Raw genomic sequence first — 11,076 nt, 5'->3', positions numbered from 1 at the left:
GACTAATGATTGTTTCCCAGGTTCTGAATTGTTTCGTAAGTACCGGTATAATGTTGTTTTTCATTCAGGTTGAAATAAACAAATGCGACTCCAATAGGGGTAATACTGTAAATAAGATATTGAAGAATAGATGTAATAACGTTTATAATAATATATCCCGTTCCAAACATATCTTGTAAGTTACCAGAGGCGCTACCTTCAGCTGCTGAGACGAATGCTCTAAACATGAAGTAAAAGATCGCAGGCAGTTGAAATACCAGGCTTATTAAATACACGATGACCCCAATACAAAAAAGTGTTGCGAAAGTGCTCCACCAGTGATCTTTGACCAGTTGAAATGATTCAGAGATACTATCTATCGCGCCATTTCTTCGGAAAACTAAAATTGCTGTTGCCAGGCTTACAGGAATGGCTACATAAATTCCCGGAATAATAAAAAGCATGGTTCCGGCGAAAATAAGAACCCATGAAATCACGGTAACCAGTAAAATCTTTCCGAAGTCACTTTTCATACCTGCGGCTACTTCAGAAGAAATAATTGCTCCACGATTATTGATATAAGATAGAATGATGTGATACACCGTTCCCGTCATCGACGTAATATAGAGAAGGTAAGCCAGCATTAAAAGCCCTCCGGAAATAATAAATTCTGAGGTATTGAGTCCTGCACCTGAAATAAAGGTAACTCCCAGGGTAGACCAGGCATAGTAGGTTACCGCAGCGATTAAAAGTATAAAAGCAGGGCCAACCAGCTTTAAAAATATCTTACCTGCAGCCTTATAGTTTTCACGAAGAAATTTAAAGGTGATACTCAATATTTCTCCCAGCTCCCGCTGCTTTTTAAACTCAATAAATTCCTGATTCATTAGATGATTTTTTTAATAGATGTAATGGGTAGTAAACATAATAAAACAATATCAATGCTAAAGAAGTAAAAATGATCAATATCGCTAACCAGTCTGGCATCGAAGTGATCCTTGTAACAAAACCTTCGAGAAATCCAGCAATGATAAAAAATGGAATAGTGCTTATCACGATCTTTAACCCGTCTTTAATTCCCATAGTGAAAGACTTAAGCCTGGAATAAGTTCCAGGAAATAAGATGCTTTTCCCTACCACAAGTCCCGCGCAACCGGCGACAATAATAACTGAAATTTCTATGGTCCCATGTATCCAGATAGTTCTTGCCGACTCCCATAGCAAACCTTTGTCATAAAAGAAGAACTGAAAACTTCCCAGCATGACCGCATTTTGCATTAAGAGGAAAACAGTTCCCAATCCTGCAAGCACACCAAGAGAGAATGCCATTAAAGAAACTTTAATATTGTTTATGGTGATCCCCAGAAACATATCTGTTTCAGATGCTTTTTTATACACGGCCATCGGGTCGTTATTCTCAATATTTTCCAGCGTCATGTTCACATAGGCGTCACCCATAATAGATCTTACAAATGCCGCATCCGTAGCAGAACTGTAGGCTCCAACCACACAAAACACTGTAAATATCAAAAAGCTTAATAATAACTGCTTTTGATGTTTATGAAACTGGGAGGGAAATTCTTTCGTAAAAAAAGTAATAAATCTGTTTCCAGATTCTTTTTTGGACTTATAAACCCTTTGATGAATTCCTGATGCCAAACCATTGAGATACCTGGTTGTATTGCTTTTTGGATAGAAGGTTTTTGAGTAGCTAAGATCGTCACTTAGTTCTACGTAAATATTTGAAAGCCGCTCGGGAGAAAGATTCCTATTATTTTGCAGGAGCCTTTCGTACTTAACCCATTTATCTTTATTTTGCCTTACAAAAGCAGCCTCGCGCATTGTGTTTTGAATAAAGATCAAAGTAACATATTTAATGGATAATTTTCAAATTGAAACCGCTCAAAATATTAGTATAGAACAGAATGCAGCGGGAATAGGCGACAGGATCCTTGCTTTCATAGTAGATATGGCCATCATCGTGTTATATGTAATTCTGGCTGCCCTGTTAATGGCAGGTATAAGTGGTGATAATACCAGTGAAATGATGTATTATCTGGTACTGGGCTTACCACCATTTCTATATAATCTACTTTGGGAAACTTTTTGGGATGGCCAGTCTCCGGGGAAGGCACTACTACAAATTAGAGTGGTAAAAAAAGACGGCTCGAGACCTCAGTTCTCCAATTATTTGGTAAGGTGGTTATTAAGAATCATAGATATAAGTCTTTCCAGTGGTGGTATCGCTGTTGTAAGCATTCTTTTGAACGGAAAAGGCCAGCGTTTGGGCGATATTGCTGCGGGAACTACCGTTATTTCTGAAAAAAAGAAAGTAAGTATTCATAATACGCTTGGGATAGATCTTCCTGATGACTACCAACCGAAGTATACCCAGGTAACGGTTTTAAGTGATCATGATATTCAGGAAATTAAAAACCTATATAATGATGCCAGAATAGGCGGGCAGCATCATATTATTCTTTCCCTTAGCGAAAAGGTCGCGCAATTAATGGATGTTCAGTTTGATGAGAACCCTATGGAATTTATTCAGCGAGTGATCAAAGATTATAATTATTTTACCAGGCAGTAATTATTTAAGAATTTCAATATCCATTTCAACATTATCAATAGGCCATTCAGAATCACCGGTCTTAACCTGAGCAATTTTTTCAGCGACATTCATGCCACGAATAACCCTGCCAAACACCGTATGATCGTTATTTAAATGAGGAGTACCACCTTTGTCCATTACAATGAAGAACTCAAATGGTGAAGAAGCTTTGCTTACATTCTGCTCGGCGTATTTAGCTGCTGAAAAAGCTCCATAAGTATGTTTATGACCTGCATCAAATTCACTTGGGATTAGATAATTTCCCACATCACCACGGCTTCTGGCTGTAAGTTGATTATCTGCATTTCCTCCCTGTATCACAAAGCCTGGCGCAACCCTGTGGAAGAATGTATTATTGAAATATCCATTTTTAACCAGCATGATAAAATTAGCTCTATGTAACGGGGTATCCATATAGAGCTGGATATCTATATTTCCAAATTTAGTCTTGATCCTTACCTTATTTTCAGGATTCTTTTTTCCATATTCGGTCAGCGTGGGCATTAACTGTTCCTGCGCTATTGGGAACATAGGATTGTCTTCAATTTTCGTTCTTTTATTTTCTTCAGCAAGTTCCCTTTTTCGCATTTCAAAAATGCTATCTCTGGCTTGCTGAATAGAATCCTTTTGTCGCTGCGCTTTAAGTTCTTCTGCAGTCTTTGTCTTAGTTTTTTCTGATGAAGTTTCCTTATCTTCACAACTTGCAAAAAAGAGAAATAAAAAAATTGAAATTAAAGAAAGATTTCTAAACATGGAATTCGAAATTTTTAAAAACAGGATTTCAAAGTTAAAAAAAATGCCGCTTCCAGGGGAAGAGGCGCATAGAAAACTAGCTCCGCTTATTAGAATTAATGAACTGGATAAGATAGATATGTCTAAAAGAGATCCTCAGGAAGCCGGAGTGATGGCAGTTTTTTACCCGGGGAATGATACTAATACCAGGCTTGTATTGATCTTACGAAAAACCTATAAAGGAGTTCATTCTAATCAGGTTGGTTTTCCTGGAGGCAGGGTAGAGTTTTCAGATAGAAACCTGGAAGATACCGCTTTAAGGGAAACAGAAGAAGAGATTGGAATTCCCAGAACTGAAATCAAAGTTTTAAAGAAACTTACAAGATTATATATTCCACCTTCCAATTTTTGGGTTCAGCCATATCTGGGAATTATGGATAAGACGCCTATAATGGTGGCTCAGGAATCTGAGGTAGAAGCGATACTTGAAGTGAAACTCAGCGAATTTTTAGATGAAAGTAACGTGATAAGTGAGAATTTGAGCACTTCTTACGCCGCGAATATAGATGTGCCTGCTTACAAGCTAAACGGTCATGTGGTATGGGGTGCTACGGGGATGATGCTGAGTGAAATAAGGGAGATGCTGTTAAAAATATAATTTGAAGCATATTATTATATTTGCCTTCGGGTCTATAAAAGCTGAAGACAGGACAGATAAATAAAAAAACAATCGGCAATGGGATTATTGAAAAAGAATCCATTCGGGCATTATCTTATACTGAAGAAGTGGTTGATCCGCATTTTTGGAGTTTTGACGCATAGAAGATACAGAGGCTTTAATGAACTTCAAATTGAAGGTTCTGAAATTATCAAAAATCTTCCCGATACCAATGTGCTTTTTGTTTCTAATCATCAAACTTATTTTGCTGATGTTACAGCGATGTTTCATGTTTTCAATGCCAGTCTTAGTGGCAGGGTAGATAGTATTAAAAATGTAGGTTACATCTGGCAGCCAAAAATGAATATCTATTATGTTGCTGCGAAAGAGACCATGAAAGCTGGCTTACTTACCAGGATCATGGCCTATGCGGGTGCTGTGACGGTAGAACGTACCTGGAGAGCTAAAGGGCAGGAGGTGAAAAGGGAAGTGAATCCTAATGACACCGAGAATATTGGTGTTGCTTTGAATGATGGCTGGGTAATTACATTTCCACAGGGAACTACAAAGCCTTTCAAGCCTATTAGAAAAGGAACTGCCCATATTATTAAAAATCATAAACCAATAGTAATTCCGATAGTTATCGATGGTTTTAGAAGATCTTTTGATAAAAAAGGCCTGCGAATAAAGAAGCGCGGTATTTTGCAAACTTTTCAGATCAAGGAACCACTGGAGATAGATTATGAGAATGAAAGTATTGAAGAGATTGTACATAAACTGGAATATGCCATAGAACAACATTCGTCATTCTTAAAGGTGATCCCTAAAGAAGAGATCGACGCTATGGAAGATCTTAATGAACAGCGACGCTGGGGATATTAAAATTTAGCTATCAGCGAAAAGTATAAAGCTTTAAAACCTGAATCGTTTCCTAAATTATTATAGAATAGCCCTGGACAGTCTCAGTCCTGCATAAACTAACTGATACTTTTATTTTAAGTTAGGAGCTAGGCCTGAAGCTTTATAATTTATAAAGGCTGAAGTTCTATACCAGAGAATTTAATTTTTTCCACTTCTCATTCCGATTTACTCCATTTCCAACTTTTTCAGTTCCTTATAATTTTTCAGGAGTCTTCTAAGGAGAATTCCGTAAATCACCCTGTAAATTAGCCAGATAACACCCAGTAAGATCACCAGTACCAGTAAAGTACCACCTATAAATATAAACCATTGTTTGGTGTCAAAAGCCATATTCGTGGTAGTAGGCTCTGCGGTTAAAGCATGATTTCTTAACATCAAATAAAGTGTTACCAGGAAAACTACCCCGCTGGAGATCAATATAAAACCAATATAATACTTAACGGTCTTGCGAGTTTTCAGGATATTTTTCATAAGTCTCGAAGCACTATCGGTAGTAGATATTCTTCGGTAGTTTATATAAAATTTAAATATGAAATAAAAGGTTATAAGGTAGGTGATAATATAAACGCCAATGGTAAATTCGGTAAGATTATATTTTTCCATTTGCTGCCAGTATTCATCATCGGCCAGCACAATATTCAGGATAGCTCCTAGCAAAAATTCCAGAATACTAATAATAAATATCCATTTAACGATAGAAGAAGACTTCTTCCAGGTCATTTTATAAATTTCATCGTAGGAAAGATGAGGCAGGTTCTGTTCCTGCTTTTTCCAATCCTTTTTTAACAGATCTAAATCATCCATAACATATCAAGGATTAATAAGGTTTTTTAATTTGGTTTTTACCCTGTTCATTTTCACTCTTGCATTCACTTCTGTGATTCCAAGGGTATCAGAGATTTCGGCATAATTCTTATCTTCCAGGTATAAGAAAACAAGGGCTTTATCAATATCATTCAACTGCCTTATGGCATCATACATCAGTTTTAGATGTTGTTCAACTTCATCGTTATATTCTTCAGATTTGATCTTAAAATGTACCGTATCATAATCTTGCGTTCGTATTTTTCGTTTTTTCTTTCGGTAAAGCGTGATCGCCGTGTTAAGAGCAACTCTGTACATCCAGGTACTAAACTTGGAATCTCCTCTAAACTTTGGATAAGCTTTCCATAATTGAATCGTGATCTCCTGAAAAAGATCATTATGTGAATCTTTATCATTTGTATAGATACGGCAGATCTTGTGCGCAATATTCTGGTGTTGCTCCAGATTGGTAACAAACTGATGTTCTAATTCTTTGTTCACGAAAACTTGGTTAGCACGTAATAGGTAGTCAAACTATTCGCTATGTTACAAAAAACTTTAATTTAAAGTTAATCCATCCCTCAATACTTCTATAAATAGTAAATTTGGGTAAAACCAGCCAAATTTATGAACATCCCAAGAACCGACTTACCCAGAGTAGTAATTATAGGAGGTGGTTTTGCCGGAATGGCGTTAGCCAGAAAGATCTTGAAAGAAGACATGCAAATGGTGATGCTGGACAGGCATAACTACCATACTTTTCAGCCTTTACTTTACCAGGTTTCCACTTCAGGACTAGAACCAGATTCTATCGCCTACCCATTAAGAAAAATTACCAGATCCAGTAAAAAATGTTATTTCAGGCTTGCAGAAGTAGAATCTATTTCAGCCGAAAAGAATACAGTGCACACAAATATTGGCGATCTAATCTATGATTATTTAATTATAGCCACTGGCTCAAAAACTAATTTCTTCGGAAACGATAGTATTGAAGAGCATGGAATGTGGATGAAAACGGTTCCACAAGCACTAAATATTAGAAGTCTTATTCTTGAAAATCTCGAACAGGCCACTATTACCGAGGATCCAGAGAAAAGAAAAGCCCTGCTTAACTTTGTTCTTGCCGGAGCAGGACCTACTGGGGTAGAGCTTAGCGGTGCTATTGCTGAACTGAGAAATCACATAGTCCCGAAAGATTATCCAGATCTGGATCCCAATGAGATGAATATCCATTTACTTGAAGGTCTAGACAGGGTTTTACCTCCTATGAGTGAGCATGCCTCTAAAAAAGCCCAGGAAATGCTTGAAGAATTAGGCGTAAAAATCCACCTGAATACAATGGTTGAGAATTACGATGGGCATTTGGTAAAGACCAATACAGATCTTGCGATAAAAACGGAAACTTTTATATGGTCTGCGGGAGTAACAGGAGCACCGGTAGAAGGTCTTAATGCCTCTGCACTGGTTGAAAAAGCCAATAGGTACGAGGTAAATGTGTTTAATCAGGTGAATGGTTACGAGAATATTTTCGCTGTTGGGGATATTGCATTAATGAAAACGGAAAAATTTCCAAAAGGTCACCCAATGGTTGCTCAACCTGCAATTCAACAAGGGAAACATCTGGCTAAAAACATCAAACATCTAATAAGAGGGGAAAAGCTAGAACCATTTGAATATTTTGACAAAGGAACCATGGCTACGGTTGGAAGAAACAGGGCCGTGGTAGATCTCCATAAGTGGAAATTCTCAGGATTTTTCGCCTGGTTTGTATGGATGTTTGTACACCTTTGGTTTCTGGTAGGCTTTAGAAACAGAACGGTAACCTTCTTCAACTGGATATACAACTATGTGAATTTTGACAAGGCAGCCAGGTTGATCATTAGACCTTTCAAAGGTCAGAAGAAAACCATGAAAATGGATAAGGATAAAGTTTAAAAGAAGAGACTGTTTTAAACTTTAGGTTTTTTAGTCAATGCTAGAAAAGAAGCAATCTGTAAGTATTCTTATTTGAGTTTACAGATTGCTTTACTGCATTCGCAATACCTTCTAAAAATAATTTTATGGTGCCTCTTTTAGTTACCTGTTCTTTCTAATTTCTTTATTATAGCTATCTGCAAGATCGGTTTTTTGTTTATCGGTAAGCACTTTTCCTGCCAACTGGAATATTTCGTGTTCTTCTTCTTCTAAGTGATGAATTAATTGGTGTTCCAGGTCTTTTGCAAGTTTAAGCCAGTTTGAAGCATCCATTTCTGTATCTTCCATCTGTTCTACTAGCTCATCCATTTCGTGATGTTCAGCAACACTATGACGGGCTTTTTCCTGCGTTAAATCCTTTTTCATTAAAGGAACATAAAAATGACGTTCTTCAGCATCTTCATGGATCTTTAGTTCATGCTTTAAATTTTCAAATAGCTTTTTTCTATCTTCTGTTTTTCCTTCAGTCTTAATTAGCTTGTCTATGAGATGTCTTTGTATTTCGTGCTCCTGTCTTAATGCTTCAAAAATGGTCATTTCTTAGTTTTTTTGGATTTGATTCCAAGTTATTTAAATTTTGATATTTAAATCTAAAAGTTTTCCTATAATCTAATGGATTCATCATTTCAGACCTTAGAAACTGCAATTCGGTTACTTTATTTTTAGTTTGGCGAGCCTAAATATCAAATTTGACTTATAAACCATAAGTCATGAAGCCAATCTTGAACGTTCTTTTCTTTTTAATAGTTTCTATTGCATCTGCTCAGTATAATATATCTGGAAGTGTTACAGATAAAGCTGGAAATCTCATTGTTGGCGCAAATGTGTATTTAAAGAACTCTTATGATGGTTCAAATACAGACCACGATGGAAAATTTAGCTTTACAAGCATACTTACTGGCAACCAAATTTTGGTAATAAGTTATATAGGCTTTGAACCTCTGGAACTGGAAGCGGATATTTCTGAAATGAACCAATTAGAGATTCAGTTACGGGAAGATGTAAATTCTCTCGATGCTGTAGTGCTCAATGCAGGAAGTTTTTCGGCCGGGGAGCAATCCAGAGTTTCTGTTTTAAAGCCTTTAGATGTGGTCACTACTGCAGGTGTTGCAGGAGATTTTATAGCGGCTTTACAAACTCTGCCCGGCACTCAAACAGTGGGAGAAGATGGGCGGCTGTTTGTGAGAGGGGGAGGGCCGGGGAAACGCAGATATTTATTGATGGTCTGAGGGTTTTTCAGCCATATACCGCTACGGCTCAAAATCTACCTTCCCGCGGAAGGTATTCGCCATTTCTTTTTGATGGAATTTCCTTTTCTACCGGAGGGTATTCAGCGGAATATGGCCAGGCTTTGTCTGGTGTCTTAACCTTACAGACTATAGATGAACCAGATCAGGATCAGACTGATATTTCAATTATGACGGTGGGGGCAGGTTTAGGACATACCAAAAAATGGGATAGCAGCTCTGTAAGTGTAAATGCCACCTATATAAATCTGGCACCATACCAGGAGCTTATTCCCAATAATCCTGATTTTGAATTTAAAAAACCTTATAAAAGTTTGAGCGGTGAAGCGGTATTTAGAAAAAGAACAAACATAGGATTATTTAAACTATACGCTGCTTTAGACCGAACTAACTTCGAATTATATCAACCAGACGAAACATTAACCAGCAGAAATTTAACTGATTTGACCAATCTTAATTTATATGCTAATACGTCTTACGAAGGAAGTCTGAGTAATGGTTGGAAAATTGCCCCGGGTATAAGTTTTTCAAAATCTACTAATGAAATATTTATTGATGAAGCTAATTTAAAGAATCGTGAAAATGCAGCTCATTTAAAATTGAAGAGCACTAAGAAATATAATAATCGTTTAAAATTTAATGCAGGGCTGGAATATTTTCATACAGATTTTGAGGAGGATTACATGGAAGATTCCCAAACATTTCCAGCCGGTTACACAAATAACATTCTCGCCGGATTTATTGAATCTGATCTTATATTTTCAAAAAAGTTTGCCGTAAAGGCGGGGGTGCGTAGTTCTTATCTGGAGATGAACAATGAAATTAAAGTCTCTCCAAGGCTTGCAGCTGCGTATAAGCTTACAGATCATCAACAAATTTCAACAGCCTACGGAGATTATCATCAGCAGGCAGCAGATGGCTATTTAAAGTATAATAATCATTTAGAACCGGAGCAGGCACAGCATTTTATTCTGAATTATCAGTATTCAACCAAAGGATATTTATTTCGTGGCGAAGCTTATTATAAAGGGTATAGTGATCTGGTTAAATTTGATACCAATGCGCCTGAATTTAATAGTAATTACTCTAACGACGGGGATGGGTACGCCAGGGGTTTAGATCTGTTTTTTCGTGATGATAGAAGTATAAATCATCTTGAATACTGGCTTTCATACAGTTTTATTGATTCTGAAAGGGATTATAGAAACTACCCAATTTCGGCTACTCCAGATTTTGTTGCGACTCATGCTGCCAGCCTGGTTACCAAATACTGGATTGAAGACTGGCAAAGTCAGATTGGATTTTCCTATAATTTCTCCAGTGGCAGGCCATTTGAAAACCCTAATACCTCTGGCTTTTCGAATGAAAGGACCAAAAACTATAATAATTTAAGCTTTAACTGGGCTTATTTAATTTCTCAACAAAAGATCCTTTATTTCTCCATTTCTAATATCACGGGCAGTAAGAATGTTTTTGGATATCAATACGCTAATTCTCCAAACCCCAGCGGAAGATTCATTTCCAGGCCTATACAGCAGGCAGCAGACAGGTTTGTTTTTGTTGGTTTTTTCTGGACGATTAGTGCCGATAAAAATAAAAATCAATTAGATAACTTATAGAATTCCTGAAAATTTCAATTCAGTAATAAAAATCTACAGTTCAGTAAAAGAGAATTTTACCTGAGCATTAGAATGATCAAATTTGAGCTATAACAAAAAACACAGCGACATGAAAACACTAATCATAACAATTTTAATGTTGGTCTTCTCTCTGATTTCAACAGCTCAGAATTCAGTAGAAATTACCATGACAGGATTTGAATCTAATGAAGGCAAAGCTGTTTTTGGACTTTATTCTTCTAAAGAAAACTGGTTAGAGAAAACCTTTAAAACTTTAAAGACTGAAATCATTGAGGGAGAGGCTACTATAGTTTTTCAAGATCTTCCAGATGGTGAATACGCAATTTCTGCTTTTCATGATGAAGATGAGAATGGAGAGCTTGATATGTTCCTGGGTTTTTATCCTGCGGAAGATTATGCTACTTCTAATAATGCTCCTGCAAAATTTGGTCCTCCCAATTGGAAAGATGCGAAATTTGAATTAAAAAATGGATCCACAGAAAAACAGAAAATAAATATTTTTTAAAATTT

Annotated in this window: 13 protein-coding genes; 7 read left to right on the top strand and 6 right to left on the bottom strand. The window is 36.8% G+C overall.

Translation table 11 applies throughout. The features are described from left to right. Positions 1-2: 2 nt before the first annotated feature. Together BLT95_RS04725 and BLT95_RS04720 are read right to left on the bottom strand one after the other, a co-directional pair. Complete coding sequence (locus tag BLT95_RS04725; protein WP_089664981.1) at positions 3-866, bottom strand: hypothetical protein; 864 nt, start codon at positions 864-866, stop codon at positions 3-5. Continuing rightward, positions 847-1,821 (bottom strand): stage II sporulation protein M, encoded by a 975-nt coding sequence (locus BLT95_RS04720; protein ID WP_089664980.1) that lies wholly within the window; start codon positions 1,819-1,821, stop codon positions 847-849. The genes BLT95_RS04725 and BLT95_RS04720 overlap by 20 nt, the downstream gene beginning before the upstream one ends. 34 nt (positions 1,822-1,855) lie before the next feature. Here BLT95_RS04720 and BLT95_RS04715 point away from each other — a divergent pair, with 34 nt between their 5' ends. After that, entirely contained in the window at positions 1,856-2,569 is a 714-nt protein-coding gene (locus BLT95_RS04715; protein WP_089664979.1) for an RDD family protein, read from the top strand. Here the strand turns inward: BLT95_RS04715 and BLT95_RS04710 are convergent, their stop codons facing one another. Next, positions 2,570-3,343, bottom strand: coding sequence for a peptidylprolyl isomerase (locus BLT95_RS04710; RefSeq protein WP_089664978.1), 774 nt, complete (start codon positions 3,341-3,343; stop codon positions 2,570-2,572). On the opposite strand from BLT95_RS04710, the gene BLT95_RS04705 reads away from it, so the two are divergent. Then, positions 3,342-3,980: a CoA pyrophosphatase gene (locus tag BLT95_RS04705; protein ID WP_089664977.1), complete on the top strand. Its 639-nt coding sequence runs from the start codon at positions 3,342-3,344 to the stop codon at positions 3,978-3,980. The two genes, BLT95_RS04710 and BLT95_RS04705, sit on opposite strands and share 2 nt — an antisense overlap. A 78-nt stretch (positions 3,981-4,058) precedes the next feature. Continuing rightward, a complete protein-coding gene (locus BLT95_RS04700) occupies positions 4,059-4,862 on the top strand; it encodes a lysophospholipid acyltransferase family protein (protein ID WP_089664976.1) in 804 nt (267 codons plus the stop codon). 204 nt (positions 4,863-5,066) lie between these two features. On the opposite strand, the gene BLT95_RS04695 is transcribed toward BLT95_RS04700, so the two are convergent. Both BLT95_RS04695 and BLT95_RS04690 read right to left on the bottom strand, forming a co-directional pair. After that, positions 5,067-5,705: a hypothetical protein gene (locus BLT95_RS04695; RefSeq protein ID WP_089664975.1), complete on the bottom strand. Its 639-nt coding sequence runs from the start codon at positions 5,703-5,705 to the stop codon at positions 5,067-5,069. A 6-nt stretch (positions 5,706-5,711) separates the two neighbouring features. Next, the gene (locus BLT95_RS04690; protein WP_089664974.1) at positions 5,712-6,206 is read right to left on the bottom strand and encodes an RNA polymerase sigma factor; all 495 of its coding nucleotides are present in this window, start codon (positions 6,204-6,206) and stop codon (positions 5,712-5,714) included. A gap of 126 nt (positions 6,207-6,332) precedes the next feature. On the opposite strand from BLT95_RS04690, the gene BLT95_RS04685 reads away from it, so the two are divergent. After that, on the top strand, positions 6,333-7,640 hold the full coding sequence (locus tag BLT95_RS04685; protein WP_089664973.1) for an NAD(P)/FAD-dependent oxidoreductase: 1,308 nt from the start codon (positions 6,333-6,335) through the stop codon (positions 7,638-7,640). Between the two features lie 141 nt (positions 7,641-7,781). Here BLT95_RS04685 and BLT95_RS04680 read toward each other — a convergent pair whose 3' ends face one another. Then, positions 7,782-8,216, bottom strand: a complete 435-nt coding sequence (locus BLT95_RS04680; RefSeq protein WP_089664972.1) for a hemerythrin domain-containing protein — start codon at positions 8,214-8,216, stop codon at positions 7,782-7,784. Between the two features lie 173 nt (positions 8,217-8,389). On the opposite strand from BLT95_RS04680, the gene BLT95_RS14570 reads away from it, so the two are divergent. The 3 genes from BLT95_RS14570 (at position 8,390) to BLT95_RS04670 (ending at position 11,071) form a co-directional block, all read left to right on the top strand. After that, positions 8,390-8,908 (top strand): carboxypeptidase-like regulatory domain-containing protein, encoded by a 519-nt coding sequence (locus tag BLT95_RS14570; RefSeq protein WP_347584298.1) that lies wholly within the window; start codon positions 8,390-8,392, stop codon positions 8,906-8,908. A 122-nt stretch (positions 8,909-9,030) separates the two neighbouring features. Further along, positions 9,031-10,545, top strand: a complete 1,515-nt coding sequence (locus BLT95_RS04675) for a TonB-dependent receptor (RefSeq protein ID WP_347584297.1) — start codon at positions 9,031-9,033, stop codon at positions 10,543-10,545. Positions 10,546-10,654: 109 nt separating this feature from the next. After that, entirely contained in the window at positions 10,655-11,071 is a 417-nt protein-coding gene (locus BLT95_RS04670; protein ID WP_089664971.1) for a DUF2141 domain-containing protein, read from the top strand. The last annotated feature ends 5 nt before the right edge of the window (positions 11,072-11,076 follow it).

The organism is Gramella sp. MAR_2010_147, assembly GCF_900105135.1.
In the GTDB taxonomy this organism is placed as follows: Bacteria; Bacteroidota; Bacteroidia; order Flavobacteriales; family Flavobacteriaceae; genus Christiangramia.
This window is presented reverse-complemented; position numbering and strand designations above follow the sequence as displayed.

Excerpts from the sequence above, each read along its gene's own strand:
- BLT95_RS04725 (WP_089664981.1), bottom strand. The coding sequence starts at position 866 with ATGAATCAGGAATTTATTGAGTTTAAAAAGCAGCGGGAGCTGGGAGAA.
- BLT95_RS04720 (WP_089664980.1), bottom strand. The coding sequence starts at position 1,821 with ATGCGCGAGGCTGCTTTTGTAAGGCAAAATAAAGATAAATGGGTTAAG.
- BLT95_RS04715 (WP_089664979.1), top strand. The coding sequence starts at position 1,856 with ATGGATAATTTTCAAATTGAAACCGCTCAAAATATTAGTATAGAACAG.
- BLT95_RS04705 (WP_089664977.1), top strand. The coding sequence starts at position 3,342 with ATGGAATTCGAAATTTTTAAAAACAGGATTTCAAAGTTAAAAAAAATG.
- BLT95_RS04710 (WP_089664978.1), bottom strand. The coding sequence starts at position 3,343 with ATGTTTAGAAATCTTTCTTTAATTTCAATTTTTTTATTTCTCTTTTTT.
- BLT95_RS04700 (WP_089664976.1), top strand. The coding sequence starts at position 4,059 with ATGGGATTATTGAAAAAGAATCCATTCGGGCATTATCTTATACTGAAG.
- BLT95_RS04695 (WP_089664975.1), bottom strand. The coding sequence starts at position 5,705 with ATGGATGATTTAGATCTGTTAAAAAAGGATTGGAAAAAGCAGGAACAG.
- BLT95_RS04685 (WP_089664973.1), top strand. The coding sequence starts at position 6,333 with ATGAACATCCCAAGAACCGACTTACCCAGAGTAGTAATTATAGGAGGT.
- BLT95_RS04680 (WP_089664972.1), bottom strand. The coding sequence starts at position 8,216 with ATGACCATTTTTGAAGCATTAAGACAGGAGCACGAAATACAAAGACAT.
- BLT95_RS14570 (WP_347584298.1), top strand. The coding sequence starts at position 8,390 with ATGAAGCCAATCTTGAACGTTCTTTTCTTTTTAATAGTTTCTATTGCA.
- BLT95_RS04670 (WP_089664971.1), top strand. The coding sequence starts at position 10,655 with ATGAAAACACTAATCATAACAATTTTAATGTTGGTCTTCTCTCTGATT.